We start from the raw sequence: 19491 nt of genomic DNA, 5'->3' as shown, positions 1-19491 counted from the left end.
GCGGCTGGCTCAAGCGGCGCCCGAGCGTTGTCCGACGCGAGCGCCCGCTAGCCGGGAAGCGGCTGCTCGCCGACTTTGGGCCAATAGGTGCCAAAGCTCCAGAGCCCGCCCTCCGGATCGCGCGCGGCGAAATCGCGGCTGCCATAATCGGTCGTGTAGGGCTCCATCTCGATCTGCGCCCCGGCGGCCTTGACCTTTTGATAGAGCGCGTCGGGCTCATCAACAGCGAGATAGACGGCATCCGTCCGCCGGCCGCCGATGTCGCCAACCTGTCTGCCGTAGGCGTCGTCGCGATGCGCGCCCAGCATGAGGATCGACGATCCGAACGCCAGCTCGGCGTGAACGACCGTGCCCTCCTTGCGGTACACCACGCGTTCGGTGAAGCCGAGAACGTTCTTCAGCCAGGCGATCATCGCCTCCGTATCCTTGCAGCGCATGGTGTGGAAGAGGCGCGGCGCTTCATAAACGTTCGGCGGGTTCATGACACTCTCCAAGCTCGTTCCAAGTCCGGTGCAAGTCCTTGTCTGTTGCGAAACCGACCCTAGTTCGGATCAAGCCAGCCGGCTTGAACAAATGGGACCTGCCCGTGTCTCGCCCCGCGTGGCGCTAGCCTCCGCCGTCGCGCATCAGTCGTGGATCGATGACATCGAGCCGCGCGGCCCATCCGGTCGGTGTCTCTCCGCTGAAGATGCGGAAATCGCGCGCAAGATGTGCCTGGTCGGCATAGCCGGCCGCCGCGGCAATGGCCGCCCAGCCGCCTGCGCCGTCCGTCCGGGCCAGGATGCAAGCTCGATGAAAGCGCAGCATCTGGGCCAGCGTCTTTGGCGGAACGCCGATCTCGTGGTGGAAGCGGCGCGTGAGATGCTTGCGGCTCCAGCCGATGTCGGAGGCAATGTCGGCGATTCTGACCGCGCCCGCGCCTCGCCAGAGCGTCTGCAACGCGAAAGCGATCTCAGGCGAAGGCTCATGCACGGCGTGGCGAAGCACGAAGTCTTCCACGATCTCGAATCGTCGCTGCCAGCCGGCCGCCTCGGCCACCCTCGCGCGGAGGTCGCTACCGTGCCGCCCCCAAATGTCGTCGAGTCCGACGATCCGTGCGGTCAGATCGGGCACGGCTCCTCCGAAGAAACGATACGCCCCGAGCGGCGTGAAATCGACCTGAACGCATTCGGCGTGTCCGTCGGATTCGATAACGACCGGTCCGGGAAACAGACCCGCCGCGAAACTCGGCCGCGCATCGGCGGTGTCCGGTTGGTGTCCGAGTGCAATACGGAAGGGCGTTCCCAAATTCACCAGCAGAGGCAGTGTAAGCGGCGCGGCGTGCCGGAAGGCGGCCAGGCCGATGCCGCGCTCGCGGTAGAACGAAATGCTGGAGACCAGGCGCGCAAGGCGCGGCGAGGGCGGTCGACGAACGACATCGGGAGGCGCGTCCATCGCACGCTACCTTTGGTCCGCCTCGCGCTCCACCGTCTTGTAGAGCACGCCTGCCATCTCGCGTGTGCTCGCGTCCGCGCGCACGGTGTCACGGAGGATCTCGGTCATGTCTGGAGCTTAGCAGGCGATCGCGGCGGAACTCAAATGACCCGGTGCAGGGTACGTGATACGCCGCCGGACTGCGCCAAAGGCGGCCCTGTCACGGCCGGTTGCGCATCCAATCCGCAAGGCTCGACAGTGCCTTGTCGAGATCCTGCCGTGCGACGGCATCGGTGATCGTCTGCTCCATCGCGCCGCGCATGCACAGCATCCACGCGTCGCGCTCGGCGTCTCCAATGGAAAAGCCGAAATGGCGCTGGCGCAGCCGCGGATGGCCTTTCTCGGGCGTATAGAGCCGCGGGCCGCCGGTCCATTCGGTGAGATAGCGCTTCAGCACGTCCCTGATCAGGCCGAGGTCGTCCGCATGCATGGCGCGGATGATCTTCGCCTCCGGCAGCGTGTCCATGCGGTCGTAGAAGCGGTCGACAAGGGCGTCGATCGTGGCGCGGCCACCGATCCGCTCGAACATGGAGATTGCGGTGGTCGTGTCGGTCATTCTCTACAGCGCCACGCTGCGTAGGCCGAAGCTGCGGGCCTCGTTCTGCAGCACCGGCCGCACCGCATCGATCAGGCGCGCCGCGGCGGCATCGACCGACAGTCCCGCCGTATCCACCACCGCCGTTGCGCGCGAATACAGCGGCTCGCGGCTGAGCAGGATGTTGCGCAGCTCCGTCATCGCCGAGCGATCATCCGCCATCGGGCGCAGATCGCCCTGGCGACGCACGCGCGCCATGTGCTCCTCCGGCTCGGCCTTCAGCCAGATCGTGTAGAACGAGCTCAGGACCTTGTCGAAGGTCAGGGGCTCGGAGACGATGCCGCCGCCGGTTGCCAGCACCATCAGCTCGTTGCGCGCCAGCAGCTGTTGCAGCGCCGCCTGCTCCATGCGGCGAAAGCCTTCCTGGCCGTAGAGCGCGATGATCTCCGCGACCGAAAGGCCGTTCTGCTGCTCGACCTCCTTGTTGAGCTCGACAAAGCTCCAGCCGATCTTCTTCGCCAGCATCCGCCCAAGTGTCGACTTGCCGGCGCCGCGCAGGCCGATCAGCGCGATGCCGCAGAATGGCGCGCGCCGCGGCGCGGAGGCGCTGCCCCCAGTGAGCAGATCCTTTGCTTGCGCGATCTGGCTGGGAGTCGCCTTGCGCAAGAGGTCGCGAAACATCTGCCAGTCCGGCGTCGGATCCGCGCTAGGCAGCAGGTCTTCGAGATGCGCGCCCATCGCGTCGGAGACGCGGCGCAGCAGCACGATCGAGACATTGCCCTTGCCGCTTTCGAGCTGCGCGATGTAGCGCTCCGAGATTCCCGACACCTTGGCGAGCACTTTGCGCGACATGCCGCGCAGCGCGCGCATGGTGCGCACACGCTGGCCGAGCTGTTCGAGGAAGCGGGCTTCGGCGTCGGGACTTTCGGTCATGAGCCTTCTTTACAGGTGTCCTGCGGCGCGTTTTAATGAAACATAGTGCCTGCTGGCATTGACAGCAAGCCGCCGTGGTGTCTTTCTATGAATTATAATTCTAAATTCGGGAGAGATGTCCGTGAGCGAGGGATCCTACAACGCGGTGACCTGGCTGCTCGACCGTAACGTCGAGGAGGGCAGGGGCAGCAAGCTCGCCTTCGATGACACCGTCTCGCGGCTCACCTATGGCGAGCTCCAGCAACAGACCCGGCGCGCCGCCAACATGCTGCGCCGGCTCGGCGTCCGCCGCGAGGAGCGCGTGGCGATGATCATGCTCGATACGGTCGATTTCCCGATCGTGTTCCTGGGCGCGATCCGCGCCGGCATCGTGCCGGTGCCGCTCAACACGCTGCTGACCGCGGACCAGTACGCCTACATCCTCGCCGACTGCCGCGCGCGCGTGCTGTTCGTGTCCGAAGCGCTCTATCCCGTCATCAAGGACGTCGTCGGCCGCATGCCTGATCTCGAGCATGTCGTGGTCTCCGGCGCCAAGCAGAACGGCCACAAGCAGCTTGCCGAAGAGCTGGCCGGCGAGAGCGACCAGTTCACCACCGCCGCGACGCATCCGGACGAGCCGGCGTTCTGGCTGTATTCGTCGGGGTCAACGGGCATGCCCAAGGGCGTGCGCCACATCCATTCCAATTTGCAGGCGACCGCCGACACCTATGCCAAACAGGTGCTCGGCATTCGCGAGAGCGACGTGTGTCTCTCCGCGGCGAAATTGTTCTTCGCCTATGGCCTCGGCAATGCGCTGACCTTTCCGATGTCGGTCGGCGCCAGCGTGATCCTCAACAGCGAGCGGCCGACCCCGGCGCGCATGTTCGACCTGATGAACCGCTACGATCCCTCGATCTTCTACGGCGTGCCGACGCTGTTCGCGGCGATGCTCAATGACGAGACGATGAAGAGCGAGCGCGGCGGCAAGGCGTTGCGCATCTGCACCTCCGCGGGCGAGGCGTTGCCGGAATCCGTTGGCAACAGCTGGAAGGCGCGCTTTAACGTCGACATTCTCGACGGCGTCGGCTCGACCGAGCTGTTGCACATTTTTCTGTCGAACGCGCCCGGCGACATCAAATACGGCTCGTCCGGCAAGCCGGTGCCGGGCTATGCGGTGCGGCTCGTCAACGAAGCCGGGCAGGACGTCGCCGACGGCGAAGTCGGCGAACTCCTGGTCGATGCACCCTCGGCCGGCGAAGGCTACTGGAACCAGCGTCACAAGAGCCGCCGAACCTTCGAGGGACCGTGGACCCGCACCGGCGACAAATATGTCCGTGACGCGGATGGCCGCTACACCTTCTGCGGCCGCGCCGACGACATGTTCAAGGTCTCAGGCATCTGGGTCTCACCGTTCGAAGTGGAGAGTGCGCTGATCACGCATCCGGCGGTGCTAGAAGCTGCTGTCGTGCCCGAGGCCGATCCGGAAGGACTCCTGAAGCCCAAGGCCTTCGTCGTGCTGCGTCCCGGCGCCAAGACGACGGATTTGCAGGAGATGCTCAAGGAGCACGTCAAGCAGAAGATCGGCCCCTGGAAATATCCGCGCTGGATCGACGTGGTGGACTCGCTGCCGAAAACGGCGACCGGCAAGATCCAGCGGTTCAAGCTGCGGGAAGGGGCGCATTGAGCGTGTGGCGCTTGCTTACCCTCCCCTGGAGGGGGGAGGGTCGGCACGCGATCGAGCGTAGCGAGACGCGTGACGGGGTGGGGTGATCTCTCCACACGGGCACTGCATCTGCGGAGAGGCTGTCACCCCACCCCGCTTCACATCTCGCTGCGCTCGCTGTGAATCGACCCTCCCCCTCCAGGGGAGGGTGGGCATCTCGGTATTGGCTAGGAATGGGAATTCGACCATGACCCAACTCACCCCCACCGGCTTCCTCGGCATCGGCGGCGCCAGCCTCGAATACAAATGGCTCGCGCCGCTGGTCCCCGACGCCCCCACCATCGTGATGCTGCATGAAGGCCTCGGCTCCGTCGGCCTCTGGGGTGATTTCCCGGAGAAGCTGCAGCAGGCCACGGGCGCGGGCATCTTTGCCTATTCGCGCGCAGGCTACGGCCAGTCCAGCCCGGTCGCGCTGCCGCGGCCACTCGACTACATGCACCGCGAGGCGCTGGACGTGCTGCCGAAGCTGCTCGATGCGATTCAGTTCAAGCGCGGCCTCCTGCTCGGCCATTCCGATGGTGCCTCGATCGCCACCATCTATGCCGGGGCGCATCAGGATCATCGCCTCAACGGCCTCGTGCTGATCGCGCCGCACTTCATCGTCGAGGACATCTCGGTCAAATCGATCGCCACGATCAAGACGACGTTCGAGACCACGGACCTCAGGTCAAAGCTCGCGCGCTGGCATAAGGACGTCGACAACGCCTTCCAGGGCTGGAACGGCGCCTGGCTCGATCCGAAATTCCGCGATTGGGATATCTCCGAATACCTCGCCTACATCCGCGTGCCCGTCATGATCGTGCAGGGCGCAGATGATCAATATGGGACGCTGCGCCAGGCCGAGATCGCGCAGGAGGAATGTTACTGCCCGGTCGACCTGAATGTCTTTGCCGGCGCGGCGCATTCCCCCCATCGCGAGGCCCCGGGACCCACCCTCGATGCCATCACGCAGTTCGCAAAGGCCGCCTTGCGGGACGATCCAGGGCTTCAGGCCGCATGAGGTGCATGCGGCCGAGATGAAGCAAAGTGCATGTGAGTCCGAGATTCGGGCTAGACTGACTGGGCAAGATGCACTATTGTGCATCTAACGCTCGAAATGCATAACCAAGCTTAAGGGTGGCTCATGGCCGGGGAAGATCGGCGCCTCGCAGGCGGCGCGACATTCATCGATTTCCAGACCGAACCGTCCCGCTACAAGCATTGGAAGCTTGCGGTCGAGGGCGACGTCGCGACGCTGACCATGGACGTCGACGAGAATGGCGGCCTGTTCGAGGGCTACCAGCTCAAGCTCAATTCCTACGATCTCGGCGTCGACATCGAGTTGGCCGACGCGATCCAGCGCCTGCGCTTCGAGCATCCCGAGGTGAAGGTCGTCCTGCTGCGCTCGGCCAAGAACCGCGTGTTCTGCGCCGGGGCCAACATCCGCATGCTCGCGGGCTCGACCCATGCGCACAAGGTCAATTTCTGCAAGTTCACCAACGAGACCCGTAACGGCATGGAAGACTCTTCGGAGAATTCCGGCCAGCGTTTCATCACCGTCGTGAACGGCTCCGCCGCCGGCGGCGGCTATGAGCTGGCGCTCGCGACCGATCACATCATCCTCGCCGACGACGGCTCATCTGCCGTGGCGCTGCCCGAGGTGCCGCTGCTCGCGGTGCTGCCGGGCACCGGCGGTCTGACCCGCGTCGTCGACAAGCGCAAGGTGCGCCGCGATCACGCCGATGTCTTCTGCACCATCGAGGAAGGCGTCAAGGGCAAGCGCGCCGTGCAATGGCGCCTCGTCGACGAGATCGTGCCGAACTCCAAGCTCGAGGCCAAGATCGCCGAGCGCGCCAAGGAGTTTGCGGCCGCTTCGAAACGCAAGGGCAGCGGCAAGGGCATCGCGCTGACGCCGCTCAGGCGCCTGATCGACGAGAACAGCATCCGTTACGGCCTCGTCACCGTCGACATCGATCGCACCGCCCGTATCGCCACCATCTCGATCAAGGCCCCGGAGACCGCGCCGCCCGCCGACATCGACGGCATGATGGCGCAAGGCGCCTCGTTCTGGCCGCTGCAAGTGGCGCGCGAGCTCGACGACGCCATCCTGCATCTGCGCATCAACGAGCTCGAGATCGCGATGCTGGTGTTCAAGAGCCATGGCGACCGCGCCCATGTGCTCGCCAGCGATGCCTTCCTCGAAGCCAACAAGGCGCATTGGCTGGTCAACGAGATCAGGCATTACTGGAAGCGCGTGCTCAAGCGCGTCGACGTCACCTCGCGCACGCTGGTGACGCTGGTCGAGCCCGGCTCCTGCTTTGCCGGCACGCTCGCCGAGCTCGTCTTCGCCGCCGACCGCTCCTACATGTTGATCGGCACGCGCCAGGGCGACAACCGCCCGCCGCCCTCGATCGAGCTGTCCGCGATGAATTTCGGCCCGTATCCGATGAGCCACGGGCTGACACGGCTGGAATCGCGCTTCCAGGCCGATCCCTCCGATGTGGAGCGCGCGGAAGCAACGCTCGGCACCAGCCTCGACGCCGAGCAGGCCGAAGAGCTCGGCCTCGTCACCTTCGCGCTCGACGACATCGACTGGGACGACGAGGTTCGTGTGTTTCTCGAGGAGCGCGCCAGCTTCTCGCCCGACAGCCTCACCGGCATGGAAGCGAGCCTGCGCTTCGTCGGCCCCGAGACGATGGAATCAAAGATCTTCGCCCGCCTCACCGCCTGGCAGAACTGGATCTTCCAGCGCCCGAACGCCGTCGGCGAGGAAGGCGCGCTGCGCCGCTACGGCAGCGGCCAGAAGCCGAAATTCGATATGACGCGGGTTTAATGACGATCGTGTCCCGGGCGCGCTGCGGCATGCAATGCCGCTGCGCAGAACCGGGACCAGAGCGACCAGACGATGGTTCCCGGCTCTGCAGCGCACCGCTTCGCGGCTAGCGCAGCGTCCGGGACACGGGACAGACCAAGGAGCACGGCCATGAACATGAACATCATGAACGTCGACTACTCGACCAAGATTCCCAACAACGTCAATCTCGCCGAAGACCGCCAGGTGCTGAAAGCGCTGGAAGGCTGGCATCCCGGCTACATGGACTGGTGGAGCGACATGGGGCCTGAGGGTTTCCAGGAATCGCTGGTCTATTTGCGCACGGCGTACTCGGTCGATCCGCGTGGCTGGGCCAAGTTTGATTACGTCCGCATGCCCGAATATCGCTGGGGCATTCTCCTTGCGCCGCAGGAAGAGAACCGCGTCGTGCCGTTCGGCGAGCATTATGGCGAGCCGGCCTGGCAGGAAGTCCCGGGCGAGCATCGCGCCATGCTGCGCCGCCTAATCGTGATCCAGGGCGACACCGAGCCGGCCTCGGTCGAGCAGCAGCGCCATCTCGGCAAGACCGCGCCCTCGCTCTACGACATGCGCAATTTGTTCCAGGTCAATGTCGAGGAAGGCCGCCATCTCTGGGCGATGGTCTACCTGCTGCAGAAATATTTCGGCCGCGACGGCCGCGAGGAAGCCGACGATCTCTTGCGCCGCCGCTCCGGCGACGCCGACGCGCCGCGCATGCTGGGCGCCTTCAACGAGGCGACGCCGGACTGGCTGTCCTTCTTCATGTTCACCTATTTCACCGACCGCGACGGCAAGATGCAGCTACACTCACTGGCGCAGTCCGGCTTCGATCCGCTGTCGCGCACCTGCCGCTTCATGCTGACGGAGGAAGCGCACCACATGTTCGTCGGCGAGACCGGCATCACCCGCGTCGTGCAGCGCACTTGCGATGCGATGAAGGCGGCCGGCATCACCGATCCCACGGACATCGCGAAGGTCCGCGCGCTCGGCGTCATCGATCTCCCGACCATCCAGAAGAAGCTGAACCTGCACTATACGCTCTCGCTCGACCTGTTCGGCTCGGAGGTCTCGACCAACGCGGCCAACGCCTTCAACGCCGGCATCAAGGGCCGCTATCACGAGACCCAGATCGACGACGATCATCAGCTCAAGAACTCCACCTATCCGGTGCTCAAGCTGATCAATGGCGAGGTCAAGCTGGTCGACGAGCCGGCGCTGACCGCGCTCAACATGCGGCTGCGCGACGATTACAGCCAGGATTGCGTCAAGGGTATGCTGCGCTGGAACAAGGTGATCTCGACCGCGGGCTACGACTTCAAGCTGACGCTGCCCAATGTCGCCTTCCATCGCCACATCGGCGAGTTCAAGGACGTGCATGCGACGCCCGACGGCATTCTGATCGATGATGCCACCTGGGCGAAGCGCAAGGACGAATGGCTGCCCTCGACTGCCGACGGCGACTTCATCACGTCATTGATGCAGCCCGTCACCGAGATCGGCCAGTTCGCCTCCTGGATCTCGCCGCCGAAAGTCGGCATCGACAACAAGCCCGGCGATTTCGAGTACGTGAAGATCGAGTCGTAACGGCTGCTAGCGAGATGCGATGGCCGCCACGCACTCACTGTCATCGCCCGGCCTTGACCGGGCGATCCAGTATTCCAGAGACTGTCGTCATAGAGCCGCGAGGCCGAGGCTTACTGGATGCCCCGGTCAAGCCGGGGCATGACAGCGGAGTATGAGGCGAGAGCGGAGTACCGATCGCCTCCTTCAGCTATCCCACCCGCTACCCTTGATCCCCGCATTCGCATAGACGATGCCGCCATCGACCGCGATGGTGTTGCCGACGACGTAATCGCCGGCGCGCGAGGCGAGGTAGATCGCGGCGCCTGCCATGTCCTCATCGGTGCCGATGCGGCCCGCGGGCACGCGCGTTGCGACTTCGTCGCCGTGGTCGCGCGCGGCGCGGTTCATGTCGGATTTGAACGGCCCCGGCGCGATGGCGGTGACCACGACGTGGTCGGGGATCAGCTTCACCGCCATGCGCCGGGTCAGATGGATCAGCCCGGCCTTGCTCGCAGCGTAGGAATAGGTCTCCATCGGATTGACGAAGATGCCGTCGATCGAGGCGATGTTGATCACTTTCGCCGGCCGCTCTGCGCTCGCCGCCGCACGCAAGGGACCGGCCAGCGCCTTGGTCAGGAAGAACGGCGCCTTGACGTTGAGGTTCATCACCTTGTCCCAGCCGCTCTCCGGGAATTCGTCGAACTCGGCGCCCCAGGCCGCGCCGGCATTGTTGACGAGGATGTCGAGCCTCGGCTCCAGCTTGATGATCTCGCCGGCGAGCCTGTTGCAGCCTTCGATGCTCGAAATGTCGATCGGCAGCGCGATGCATTCGCCGTCATATTGCGCGCTGAGCTCCTTGGCGGTCTCCTCGCACGGTCCGGCCTTGCGCGCGGTGATGTAGACCTTCGCCGCGCCGGCGCTGAGAAATCCCGCCGCGATCATCCTGCCGATGCCGCGCGAGCCGCCGGTCACCAGCGCGATGCGCCCTTGGAGCGAGAACAGATCGTTGAACATGTGTTCCTCCCTTGGTTGCCGCTGGTTGTGGGCGGAGCGGGGAGGGGAGTCAAGGAAGGGCGCGCTTGCCCTCACGTGTGCAGAATGAGGCCTACGCCGCCGCGATGCGGCGGAAGCCGTTCCACATCGCGGTCGCGGCGCCCGAGGTCAGCACCGGCAAGATCCGCGCGTCCTGATAATTGCCGTTGAGCGAGACGCGGGGCAGCGCGGTCATGTAGTCGGCGTTCTCCGCGAACAGCATGCCGGGCCGTGTCGTCACCGCGGTCTTGAAGCCGGCGGATGCGGCAAGGGCGAATTCGCGCGCGCCCGCGGCGTCGCGGTCGCCATAGGGATAGGCGAGGTGCAGCACGGGGCGCTCCAGCACCTGCTCGATCCGCGCGCGGCTCGTGCCCATCTCCTGCGCGGCGATGTCTTCCGCCTGCTTGGCGAGATTGCAATGGCTGACGCTGTGCGCGCCGATCGTGACCAGCGGATCGGCGGCAAAGGACTTGAGCTCGGCCCAGGACAGGCAGAGGCTGCGGCACAGCGCTTCCATGTCGATGCCGTAGGCCGTGCACAGCGCCCCGATCTCGCGCGCAAGATCGTGTTCGCCCGGCAGCGCGCGCAGCCAGTCGTGCAGGCGGTCGAACGCCGCCTGCTTCGCCGCAATCGTGGTCGCATCGAGCCGCAGCGCGGAATTGCCGATCTGGACGTCGATCTGGTCGGTCTTGGCGATCACGGCCTCCAGCGCCGTCCACCACAATCGCCCGGTGCCGTCGGCAAAATCGCTCGCGACATAGACCGCCAGCGGCGCGTCAAATTCGCGCAGCACCGGCAGGGCGTAATGCAGATTGTCGCGGTAGCCGTCGTCGAGGGTGAAGGCGGCGAAGCGGCGGTCGAACCGGCCTTCAACCAGCCGCTCATGCAGCTCGTCCATGCTGACGATGTCGATGTCGCGCGAGCGCAAATGGCACAGCGTGGCGCGCAGGAATTCTGGGGTGACCTCGAGATGCCGGTTCGGCTGGAACGCGGCCTCGCGCGCCGGCCGCACGTGGTGCAGCATGAAAATGGCGCCGACGCCCGACAAAAGCGGGCGCAACAGGTGGTGCGCCCCGCTGAAATAGAGAGCTCCCAGCCCGGCGCGGATGACGTTGTTACGCAGTTGTTTCATGACCGGGTGGGGGACTTTGGCATTCCGCGCTCAACTTACGGAAGAACCCTTGAAGAAAAAGTTATTCCAATTGTCCCACCCGGGCCTTCGGAACAGTGCCATTTCCGGTTTGACAGCCTGCCAAGGGTTTGTTTTGTCTCCGTTTCCAGAGTTCGGGTCGTCGAATGCAGAAGCTTTTCTCGTGGGCCGGTAAATGGTGGCCGGGGCTCATCCCCCTTGCCGTCATGTGGGGATTTGCGGCCTGGAATAACACCTTACCGGTCGAGGCCGATCTGTCGGCCCGCAGCTCGGCTGCGCTGAAGGACACCGTTCTGGACAAGACCCGGATCGCGGTTGACGGCCGCGACGTCAGCCTGGCCGCGGACGCCTTCTCCGAGGAGGGGCGCCGCGACGCGGTGATGGCTGTCGAAACCGTGCCCGGCGTGCGGCTGGTCGACGACCGGACCCGTCTCGTTCCTGAGGCCAAGCCCTTCGTCTGGAACGCCGAGCGCGACGTGGTGCGGGTGACGCTGTCGGGCTCCGCGCCGCTGCCGTCGATGAAGGGTCGGCTGACCGAGGCGGCCCGAAAGGAAGTCGGCGGCGTCGAGGTCGCCGACCAGATGGGGCTGGCGCGCGGGGCGCCACCGCGGTTCGAGGCCGCCGCGATGCTGCTGCTCGATCAGATCGGCAAGCTGAAGGACGGCAAGATCACGATCACGGACACCAAGGTCAACCTGTCGGGCATGGCGCGCGAGCTCGGCGGCCGCGAGGCAATCGCGGCTGCGCTGAAGAACCTGCCCGAGGGCTTTTCGATCGCCGCCAACGAGATCAAGGCGCCGCCCTACATCTTCCAGGCCTACAAGGATCCGGTAGCCGCGACGGTGACGCTCACCGGCTACGTTCCTGACAACAACGTCCACGCCGCAATTGCCACCAGCGCCTCGCGAAAGTTCTTCACCGAAAAGGTCGTCGACAATCTCAAGGCCAGCATCGGCGCACCCGGCTCCTTCAACACGGCGGTCGTCGCCGCGCTCGGCGCGCTGTCGCGGCTGTCGACCGGAACGCTCGTCGTCTCTGACCGCGAGGTGAAGCTCTCGGGCGATGCGCTCTACGAGGGCGCCGCCAACGAGATCCGCGCAGGCCTCGGCAAGGACTTCCCGAAGAACTGGCAATACAAGCCGGAGATCACGGTGAAGCCCGCCGCAGGCCCGGTCGACGGTACCGTGTGCCAGCAATTGTTCTCGGAGCTTCTGACCAAGGGCAAGATCCGCTTCGCCAATAAGCGCGCGGACATCGATCCCGATTCAGCCGGCATCCTCGATCGTCTCATCGAGACGGCGTTGCGCTGCCCCACCACCAATATCGAGGTCGCCGGACACACCGACGCCGATGGCGAGGATTCCTTCAACCAGGCTCTCTCGGAAAAGCGCGCTCAAGCAGTGATCGACTATCTGGTCAGAGCGGGCCTGCCCGCCAGCCGTTTCACCGCGGTCGGCCATGGCAGCACGCAGCCCGTCGCCGGCAACGACACCGATGAAGGCAAGGCGCAGAACCGCCGCATCGAATTTCTGGTGAGGTGACGATGCCCTATCTCGTCTCGTTCCATCTGGGCTGGCTGATCGGCTCGCTGCTGCTGGGCTTCTGCATGGGCTGGATCTCGGTGGTCCAGCGCGGCAACGGCACTTCGAAGGTGACCGCGCGCTGGCTCGCCGTGCTTGCCGCCGCCCTGGTCGCGGCCTCCCTCGCCCATGTGGTCCCCGGCCGCTTCGGCTACTGGCTCGACCTCGGCCTGATCATGTTCGCCTGTTACCTCGTCGGCTGCACCATCGGCGCCTGGTTGCGCGACCGCGTGGTCGCGCGCAGCATGCGGGCAGGCTGAAGCCCCGCCGCCGAGCCCCCTTTCTCCCCAGCGAGGTCATGAAGAGGCGGGAAAGGCTGCGCTTGACAATAATACGTACGTACGTATTATTTGCTCATGCCCAAGCCCTCGCTCAAAGACGCCATCCTCGACGCCGGCCTCAAGGTCATGTTCCGGACCGGCTATCACGGCACCAGCGTGCGCGATGTCACCGCCGCGGCGGGCGCCCCGCAGGGGTCCTTCACCAATCATTTTCGCTCCAAGGAAGCGTTCGCTTCGGAGGTGCTCGACCGCTATTTCGAGATCACGAAGGGATTGGTGGCGGAGGCCCTTGAAGACGCCTCGCTGACGCCGCGGGCGCGGCTCAAACGCTATCTCGACATCATCACCGGCCGCCTCGAAGCCGACGGCTACGGACGCGGCTGCCTCATTGGCGATCTCAGTCTGGAAGCGGCCGGCAGCAGCGAGCTGCTGCGCACCCGCCTCGCCGAAATATTTGCCGAGTGGCGCATGCCGTTCGCGGCCTGCATCAGCGAGGCGCAGGAAAGCGGCGAGATCGATTCCGAATTCGAGCCCGAGGAGCTTGCCGACTTCCTGCTCGCGTCCTGGCAGGGCGCGATCCTGCGCATGAAGGTCGACCGCACGCCCCGCGCGCTCGAGCGATTCAAGACCATCGCCTTCAAGACCGTCTTCAAGGAGCCGACATGAGCCAGCAAGCCGAGATTCAGATCCGCAGCGCCTCCGTGCTGGGAAGCACGATGGCTTATCGCGAGACGGGCGCGAAGGATGCGCCGGTCGCGCTCTTTCTTCACGGCAATCCGACGTCGTCCCATATCTGGCGAAACATCCTGCCGCTGGTGGCGCCGGTGGCGCATTGCATCGCGCCCGATCTCATCGGCTTCGGCCGGTCCGGCAAACCCGATATCGCCTATCGCTTCTTCGACCACGTCCGCTATCTCGACGCGTTGATCGAAGAGCTCGGAATCAATTCAGCTTATCTCGTTGCGCAGGATTGGGGCACGGCCCTTTCATTTCATCTTGCGGCGCGCCGGCCGGCCTTCGTGCGCGGGCTCGCCTTCATGGAGTTCATCCGGCCGATGCCGACTTGGCAGGATTTCCACCAGGCGGAAGCTGCGCGCGAAACTTTCCGAAAATTCAGGACGCAAGGCGAGGGGGAGGCCATGGTCCTCGAGGCGAACGCCTTCGTCGAACGCGTGCTGCCCGGCGGCATCATGCGAAGTTTGAGCGAAGACGAGATGGCGCCTTATCGCGAGCCTTTTCCGACGCCGGACAGCCGTCGTCCCGTTCTTGCATTCCCGCGTGAATTGCCGATCGCCGGCGAGCCCGCCGATGTCTATCACGCGCTGCAATCGGCTCATGCGTCGCTGAAAGCGTCCGCCTATCCAAAGCTGCTGTTCGCGGGCGAGCCGGGAGCCGTCGTCACTCCCGCATTTGCCGAGACGTTCGCGGCCTCGCTGCAGCACTGCGCGCTCGTCCGCCTCGGGCCCGGTCGGCACTACCTCCAGGAGGATCACCCCCATGCGATCGGCCGTTCCGTGGCCGGCTGGATCGCCGGCATCGAAGCGGTGCGTCCGCAACTTGCGGCCTGAAGGAGGATGAGATGTCCGACGTGACCATCATCTATTGCCGGCCGTGTGGATATGAGAAGCGCGCCAAGGAGGCGGCCGCGGCGCTGCGCCGGCAGCTGGGGCTGGAATCGGATCTCGTCCCCGGCAAGGGCGGCGTTTTCCAGGTGAAGCTCGGCGACCGGATTGTCGCCAGCCGCAGCAAAGGTCATTTTCCTGACGGCGACGAAATCGTGGCGGCCGTCAATGCCGCCCGGGACTGAGCCGGGGAGGCTTTTGCGATGTCGATTGTCTGGTCCGACGATCTCGCCGGTGTCGACTGGGATGAGCTGTCCGCGCTCTACCGCATCGCACCGCTCGGCACCAAGACACCGGCCGATCTCGCGCTCGTGTTTGGCAACAGCATGTTTCGAACCTTCGCTTATGAGCAGGGGCGCCTCGTCGGCGCAGGCCGCGTACTCGCCGATGGCCGCGACTGCGCCTATCTCTGTGATGTCGCAGTGCACCCGGATCATCAGGGGCGGGGTCTCGGCCGCGACATGATCGAACGTCTGCTTGCGCGTTGCCGCGGCCATCGCAAGATCATCCTCTACGCCGTGCCGGGCAAGGAAGGCTTTTACGAACGCCTGGGCTTCAGGCGGATGACCACGGCCATGGCGATCTTCGAGGATCAGGCCGGCGCCTTTGGCCGCGGCTATTTGGCCGCGCCTTGAGTGCGGTCTGGAGCCCGCGACCTTCCGGCGCATCGGAAAATCCGGGAACGATGCCGGGATTGCCCCCTCTTTCAACAGGCGGGCGGGCCCCATAGATTGACGTCGGCTTAAGGCGTGACGGAACATTGTGCGGCCGAAATCATCAAAACTTCATGGCCCCTGCGCAGGATCGCCATGGAGATTCGCGCCAGGCCTTGCCGCCGAAAGCGCCAACCCCTGCACCGGGAGCCGCTACCCTGCCTAAAATATTGAAGGCACGCGTTTTTGTTCGAATTGCCGAATTCCACTTCGGCCGAAAACGCGCTAGTGGAGGGGCGGGGGGCATGCGCGATGCCGGCGCCGGCAGCGCGGGTTCGTTGAATGCCTGCGCGTCCGCCTGTCCGCCGGCCACCCTGGCCGTTGAAGCGTTGTTCGAGGTCTAGATGCTGGAAGCCATACGCAGGGTGACGACGTTTCTGCGCCAGAAGCAAATCCTGCATAAGCTTGGAGTTGTGATCAGCATCGCGGTCATCAGCATCGCTTGCTATGTGCTCTACCACATGCTGCGGGGCATCGATTTCAACGAGGTCCTCGAAGCGATCAAGAGTACCGAGCCGAGCCAGATTGCGATGGCGGCGCTGTTTGTCGCTGCGGGCTATTTCACGCTGACCTTCTACGACCTCTTCGCCACGCGCGCGATCGGCCATGCCCATGTGCCCTATCGCATCAACGCGCTCGCGGCCTTCACCAGCTATTCGATCGGCCACAATGTCGGCGCATCCGTCTTCACTGGCGGTGCGGTGCGCTACCGCATCTATTCGGCCTACGGGCTGAACGCGATCGACGTCGCAAAGATCTGCTTTCTCGCCGGCCTGACGTTCTGGCTGGGCAATGCCGCCGTGCTCGGCCTCGGCATCTCCTACCATCCGGAGGCGGCGGCCTCGATCGACCAGCTGCCGGCCTGGCTGAACCGGACGCTGGCGCTGATGATCATCGTGGCGCTGATCGGCTATGTGGTCTGGGTCTGGACCCAGCCGCGGGTGGTCGGCCGCGGCCCCTGGACCGTGGTGCTGCCGGGCGGGCCGCTGACGCTGCTTCAGATCGCGATCGGCATCGTCGATCTCGGCTTCTGCGCGCTGGCGATGTACGTGCTGGTCCCGGACGAGCCCAATCTCGGCTTCGTCGTGGTCGCGGTGATCTTCGTCTCGGCGACCCTGCTCGGCTTCGCCAGCCATTCGCCCGGCGGCTTGGGGGTGTTCGACGCCGCCATGCTGGTCGGCCTCTGGCAGATGGACCGGGAGGAGCTCCTGGGCGGCATGCTGCTGTTCCGCGTCCTCTATTATCTGTCTCCGTTCGTCCTATCTGTAATCTTGCTGACGTTTCGAGAAGTTATCATCGGCGCCCGATCGAAGCGGTTGCAACAGGCGGCGCTCAAGCTGGACCCCGGTCCTGCGCCTGAAGCCGCCTATGTGAGAGAGCGCAGCGACAGCGGCGCCTGACCGGTGTCAGGTCCTTAAGGACAGCCCCCAGGAGAAGCCCGCCCCGATGGCGATCGACGCCCCCTCTTCTCCCTCCGCCCAGCCCTGGTCCGACCGGCTGCGGCACTCGACCATCATTCTGATCGCCGCGGCGCTGGCGCTGTCCGTCGTGGTCTCGCTCGGCGAATTGTCGGCGCTGCACGCCGCAATCGTGTTCCTCTGCATCGCGGCGGCCGCCTTGATCCCGTGGCGGCTGCACGATCCCGCCGCCTCCCGCGACGACGTCAGGCGCATCAACCCGGTTGAGAGCGCGGCGGTGGCCGCGGTGGTTGCCGGCATGCCGGATCCGGCGGTGCTGCTCGACCGCGCCGGCCGCGTCGTCCACCTCAATGCCGCGGCCGCCCAGCTCGCGCCGGCGCTGCGCCGGAACGAGCTCGCCCAGTTCGCGCTGCGCTCGCCGGAGATCATCACCGCGCTGCGCGAGGCCATCGCGACCACCGAGCCGCGGCGCGCGACCTATCTCGATCATGTTCCGGTCGATCGCTGGATGGAGCTGATCATCACGCCGGTACCGGTGCCGACCAGCTTCGGCGGCACCGACAAATGCATGCTGATGACCTTCCACGACCAGACGCCGCTGCGCCGGGTCGAGGAGATGCGCGCCGATTTCGTCGCCAATGCCAGCCATGAGCTGCGCACGCCGCTCGCCGCACTGTCCGGTTTCATCGACACGCTGCAGGGCCAGGCCAAGGACGATCCAAAGGCACGCGAGCGCTTCCTCGGCATCATGCACAATCAGGCGACGCGCATGGCGCGCCTGATCGACGATCTTCTGTCGCTGTCGCGGGTCGAGCTGTCGGCCCATGTCCGGCCGGACACCCTGGTCGATCTCGTCCCGATCATCCGCCAGGTCGCCGACGGGCTCGAGCCGCTGGCGCGCGAGCGTCAGGTCGAGGTGGACATCCACCTGCCGGAGCCGCCGGTGATGATCGCGGGCGACCGGGAGGAACTGCTCCGCCTGTTCGAGAACCTGATCGAGAACGCGCTCAAATATGGCGCCTCGGGCGGACGCGTCATCGTGTCGCTGACATCGAGCGCGGCCACTGATGGAACTCAGGAAATCCGGGTCATGGTTCGCGATTTCGGCCCTGGCATCGCGCCCGAGCACCTGCCCCGGCTGACCGAGCGCTTCTACCGGGTGGATGTCGGCGACAGCCGCTCGCAGGGCGGCACCGGGCTCGGATTATCGCTGGTGAAACATATTCTTAACCGTCATCGCGGTCGGCTTCTGATCGAAAGCGTGCCCCGGCAGGGCGCCACTTTTACCGCCTGTTTTCCCCAGGCCAAGACGCCGGCTTAGACCCAAAAATCAAGCGATTTCAGTCGGTTGACTGTGTCATCCAGCTGTCACGAAACCTTCGTAAAAGCACAGCCGACCGCTCCTAAAGGGGCGGCGCGGGGAGCGCGATCGGGCGCGGATGGCGCTTCGCTCCCCTGTATGGAGACCAGCATGAATTTCCTCAAAACTCTCGTCGCTGCTGGCTTGGTCGCCGCATCGGCGACGGCAGCCTTTGCTGCCGACATCACGGGTGCCGGCGCGACGTTCCCGTTCCCGATCTATTCGAAGTGGGCTGACGCCTACAAAAAGGAGACCGGCAACGGTCTGAACTATCAGTCGATCGGCTCCGGCGGCGGCATCAAGCAGATCCAGGCCAAGACCGTGACCTTCGGCGCCAGCGACGCGCCGCTCAAGGCCGAGCAGCTCGAGAAGGACGGCCTCGTCCAGTGGCCGATGGTGATGGGCGCGATCGTCCCTGTCGTCAACCTCGAGGGCGTGAAGCCCGGCGAACTGGTGTTCGACGGCGAGACCCTGGCCAACATCTATCTCGGCAAGATCACCAAGTGGGATGATGCCGCGATCAAGAAGCTCAATCCGAACGCGAAGCTGCCCTCGGAGGCGATCACCGTGGTCCGCCGTTCGGACGGTTCGGGCACCACCTTCAACTTCACCAACTACCTCTCCAAGGCCAGCGCGGACTGGAAGAGCAAGGTCGGCGAGGGCACCGCGGTCGAGTGGCCGGTCGGCGTCGGCGCCAAGGGCAACGAAGGCGTGTCGGGCAATATCAGCCAGACCAAGAACTCGATCGGTTACGTCGAGTACGCCTATGCCAAGCAGAACAAGCTGACCTACACCGGTCTCGTCAACAAGGCCGGCAAGCCGGTTCAGCCGACCGTCGAGGCCTTCCAGGCGGCCGCCTCCAACGCCGACTGGGCCAAGGCGCCCGGCTATTACGTCATCCTGACCGACCAGCCCGGCGAGAAGTCCTGGCCGATCACGGCGGCGACCTTCATCCTCATGCACAAGTCCGCCACCGACAAGGCGGCCTCGCAGGAAGCCATCAAGTTCTTCCGCTGGGCCTTCAAGAACGGCGGCAAGGCGGCTGAAGAGCTCGATTATATCCCGATGCCGGACAGCGTCGTCCAGCTGATCGAGAAGACCTGGGCTGCCGAGATCAAGAGCTAAGTAGAGCTCTCGTGTCCCGGACGCGGTGCGGCCCTGGCGATGCAAAGCATCGTCCAGTGTGCCGCTCCGCAGAGCCGGGACCCACAAGCACCAGGCCCCGGATCAGCAGCGCACCGCTTCGCGCTGCACCGCATCCGGGGCACGGGACCGCCACCAACAACAAGCGTATATACG

At 65.1% G+C, this 19491-nt stretch carries 19 protein-coding genes; 13 read left to right on the top strand and 6 right to left on the bottom strand.

Going from position 1 to position 19491, the window contains the following annotated elements; translation table 11 throughout:
* Positions 1–47: 47 nt before the first annotated feature.
* From AB7M16_RS16990 to AB7M16_RS16975, 4 genes are all read right to left on the bottom strand, one after another.
* The gene (locus AB7M16_RS16990; RefSeq protein WP_212256032.1) at positions 48–482 is read right to left on the bottom strand and encodes a VOC family protein; all 435 of its coding nucleotides are present in this window, start codon (positions 480–482) and stop codon (positions 48–50) included.
* 124 nt (positions 483–606) lie between these two features.
* Entirely contained in the window at positions 607–1434 is an 828-nt protein-coding gene (locus AB7M16_RS16985; RefSeq protein WP_453944583.1) for a helix-turn-helix domain-containing protein, read from the bottom strand.
* 199 nt (positions 1435–1633) lie between these two features.
* A complete protein-coding gene (locus AB7M16_RS16980; protein ID WP_453944582.1) occupies positions 1634–2029 on the bottom strand; it encodes a group II truncated hemoglobin in 396 nt (131 codons plus the stop codon).
* A gap of 3 nt (positions 2030–2032) precedes the next feature.
* Positions 2033–2941, bottom strand: a complete 909-nt coding sequence (locus tag AB7M16_RS16975) for a helix-turn-helix transcriptional regulator (protein WP_453944581.1) — start codon at positions 2939–2941, stop codon at positions 2033–2035.
* 121 nt (positions 2942–3062) lie between these two features.
* On the opposite strand from AB7M16_RS16975, the gene AB7M16_RS16970 reads away from it, so the two are divergent.
* The 4 genes from AB7M16_RS16970 to boxB all read left to right on the top strand — a co-directional run bounded on the left by AB7M16_RS16970 (position 3063) and on the right by boxB (position 9057).
* Positions 3063–4604 carry a benzoate-CoA ligase family protein gene (locus tag AB7M16_RS16970; protein WP_453944580.1) on the top strand — a complete coding sequence of 514 codons (1542 nt, stop codon included), beginning with the start codon at positions 3063–3065 and terminating at the stop codon, positions 4602–4604.
* 226 nt (positions 4605–4830) lie between these two features.
* Entirely contained in the window at positions 4831–5643 is an 813-nt protein-coding gene (locus AB7M16_RS16965; RefSeq protein ID WP_453944579.1) for an alpha/beta fold hydrolase, read from the top strand.
* 123 nt (positions 5644–5766) lie between these two features.
* Positions 5767–7455 carry a 2,3-epoxybenzoyl-CoA dihydrolase gene (boxC, locus tag AB7M16_RS16960; protein WP_453944578.1) on the top strand — a complete coding sequence of 563 codons (1689 nt, stop codon included), beginning with the start codon at positions 5767–5769 and terminating at the stop codon, positions 7453–7455.
* A 150-nt stretch (positions 7456–7605) separates the two neighbouring features.
* Positions 7606–9057, top strand: coding sequence for a benzoyl-CoA 2,3-epoxidase subunit BoxB (gene boxB / locus AB7M16_RS16955; RefSeq protein ID WP_453944577.1), 1452 nt, complete (start codon positions 7606–7608; stop codon positions 9055–9057).
* Positions 9058–9240: 183 nt separating this feature from the next.
* Here the strand turns inward: boxB and AB7M16_RS16950 are convergent, their stop codons facing one another.
* On the bottom strand, positions 9241–10050 hold the full coding sequence (locus AB7M16_RS16950; RefSeq protein ID WP_453944576.1) for an SDR family oxidoreductase: 810 nt from the start codon (positions 10048–10050) through the stop codon (positions 9241–9243).
* 91 nt (positions 10051–10141) lie between these two features.
* Complete coding sequence (locus tag AB7M16_RS16945) at positions 10142–11200, bottom strand: polysaccharide deacetylase family protein (RefSeq protein WP_453944575.1); 1059 nt, start codon at positions 11198–11200, stop codon at positions 10142–10144.
* Between the two features lie 164 nt (positions 11201–11364).
* Here AB7M16_RS16945 and AB7M16_RS16940 point away from each other — a divergent pair, with 164 nt between their 5' ends.
* The 9 genes from AB7M16_RS16940 (at position 11365) to pstS (ending at position 19317) form a co-directional block, all read left to right on the top strand.
* Positions 11365–12759 carry an OmpA family protein gene (locus AB7M16_RS16940; RefSeq protein ID WP_172786130.1) on the top strand — a complete coding sequence of 465 codons (1395 nt, stop codon included), beginning with the start codon at positions 11365–11367 and terminating at the stop codon, positions 12757–12759.
* 2 nt (positions 12760–12761) lie between these two features.
* Positions 12762–13058 carry a hypothetical protein gene (locus tag AB7M16_RS16935; protein WP_212256054.1) on the top strand — a complete coding sequence of 99 codons (297 nt, stop codon included), beginning with the start codon at positions 12762–12764 and terminating at the stop codon, positions 13056–13058.
* A gap of 96 nt (positions 13059–13154) precedes the next feature.
* Positions 13155–13745, top strand: a complete 591-nt coding sequence (locus tag AB7M16_RS16930) for a TetR/AcrR family transcriptional regulator (protein WP_212256056.1) — start codon at positions 13155–13157, stop codon at positions 13743–13745.
* A complete protein-coding gene (locus tag AB7M16_RS16925; protein ID WP_453944574.1) occupies positions 13742–14647 on the top strand; it encodes a haloalkane dehalogenase in 906 nt (301 codons plus the stop codon). Before AB7M16_RS16930 ends, AB7M16_RS16925 begins: the two co-directional genes overlap by 4 nt.
* A gap of 11 nt (positions 14648–14658) precedes the next feature.
* Positions 14659–14886 carry a SelT/SelW/SelH family protein gene (locus AB7M16_RS16920; RefSeq protein ID WP_172786126.1) on the top strand — a complete coding sequence of 76 codons (228 nt, stop codon included), beginning with the start codon at positions 14659–14661 and terminating at the stop codon, positions 14884–14886.
* An 18-nt stretch (positions 14887–14904) separates the two neighbouring features.
* A complete protein-coding gene (locus AB7M16_RS16915) occupies positions 14905–15336 on the top strand; it encodes a GNAT family N-acetyltransferase (RefSeq protein WP_453944573.1) in 432 nt (143 codons plus the stop codon).
* A 422-nt stretch (positions 15337–15758) separates the two neighbouring features.
* Positions 15759–16814, top strand: a complete 1056-nt coding sequence (locus AB7M16_RS16910) for a lysylphosphatidylglycerol synthase domain-containing protein (RefSeq protein ID WP_453944572.1) — start codon at positions 15759–15761, stop codon at positions 16812–16814.
* Positions 16815–16860: 46 nt separating this feature from the next.
* Positions 16861–18153 carry an ATP-binding protein gene (locus tag AB7M16_RS16905; protein WP_172786123.1) on the top strand — a complete coding sequence of 431 codons (1293 nt, stop codon included), beginning with the start codon at positions 16861–16863 and terminating at the stop codon, positions 18151–18153.
* Between the two features lie 150 nt (positions 18154–18303).
* Complete coding sequence (pstS, locus tag AB7M16_RS16900; RefSeq protein WP_172786122.1) at positions 18304–19317, top strand: phosphate ABC transporter substrate-binding protein PstS; 1014 nt, start codon at positions 18304–18306, stop codon at positions 19315–19317.
* The last annotated feature ends 174 nt before the right edge of the window (positions 19318–19491 follow it).

Source organism: Bradyrhizobium sp. USDA 372 (assembly GCF_053629095.1).
Note: the sequence above shows the minus strand (reverse complement) of the source record. Positions and strands in the feature narration are given on the sequence as shown.

Bases quoted from the DNA above. Each gene is read 5' to 3' on its own strand.
- AB7M16_RS16920 (WP_172786126.1), top strand. From the start codon at position 14,659: ATGTCCGACGTGACCATCATCTATTGCCGGCCGTGTGGATATGAGAAG.
- AB7M16_RS16965 (WP_453944579.1), top strand. From the start codon at position 4,831: ATGACCCAACTCACCCCCACCGGCTTCCTCGGCATCGGCGGCGCCAGC.
- AB7M16_RS16980 (WP_453944582.1), bottom strand. From the start codon at position 2,029: ATGACCGACACGACCACCGCAATCTCCATGTTCGAGCGGATCGGTGGC.
- boxC (WP_453944578.1), top strand. From the start codon at position 5,767: ATGGCCGGGGAAGATCGGCGCCTCGCAGGCGGCGCGACATTCATCGAT.
- pstS (WP_172786122.1), top strand. From the start codon at position 18,304: ATGAATTTCCTCAAAACTCTCGTCGCTGCTGGCTTGGTCGCCGCATCG.
- AB7M16_RS16940 (WP_172786130.1), top strand. From the start codon at position 11,365: ATGCAGAAGCTTTTCTCGTGGGCCGGTAAATGGTGGCCGGGGCTCATC.
- AB7M16_RS16990 (WP_212256032.1), bottom strand. From the start codon at position 482: ATGAACCCGCCGAACGTTTATGAAGCGCCGCGCCTCTTCCACACCATG.
- boxB (WP_453944577.1), top strand. From the start codon at position 7,606: ATGAACATGAACATCATGAACGTCGACTACTCGACCAAGATTCCCAAC.
- AB7M16_RS16915 (WP_453944573.1), top strand. From the start codon at position 14,905: ATGTCGATTGTCTGGTCCGACGATCTCGCCGGTGTCGACTGGGATGAG.
- AB7M16_RS16930 (WP_212256056.1), top strand. From the start codon at position 13,155: ATGCCCAAGCCCTCGCTCAAAGACGCCATCCTCGACGCCGGCCTCAAG.
- AB7M16_RS16905 (WP_172786123.1), top strand. From the start codon at position 16,861: ATGGCGATCGACGCCCCCTCTTCTCCCTCCGCCCAGCCCTGGTCCGAC.
- AB7M16_RS16945 (WP_453944575.1), bottom strand. From the start codon at position 11,200: ATGAAACAACTGCGTAACAACGTCATCCGCGCCGGGCTGGGAGCTCTC.
- AB7M16_RS16910 (WP_453944572.1), top strand. From the start codon at position 15,759: ATGCTGGAAGCCATACGCAGGGTGACGACGTTTCTGCGCCAGAAGCAA.
- AB7M16_RS16925 (WP_453944574.1), top strand. From the start codon at position 13,742: ATGAGCCAGCAAGCCGAGATTCAGATCCGCAGCGCCTCCGTGCTGGGA.
- AB7M16_RS16985 (WP_453944583.1), bottom strand. From the start codon at position 1,434: ATGGACGCGCCTCCCGATGTCGTTCGTCGACCGCCCTCGCCGCGCCTT.
- AB7M16_RS16975 (WP_453944581.1), bottom strand. From the start codon at position 2,941: ATGACCGAAAGTCCCGACGCCGAAGCCCGCTTCCTCGAACAGCTCGGC.
- AB7M16_RS16950 (WP_453944576.1), bottom strand. From the start codon at position 10,050: ATGTTCAACGATCTGTTCTCGCTCCAAGGGCGCATCGCGCTGGTGACC.
- AB7M16_RS16935 (WP_212256054.1), top strand. From the start codon at position 12,762: ATGCCCTATCTCGTCTCGTTCCATCTGGGCTGGCTGATCGGCTCGCTG.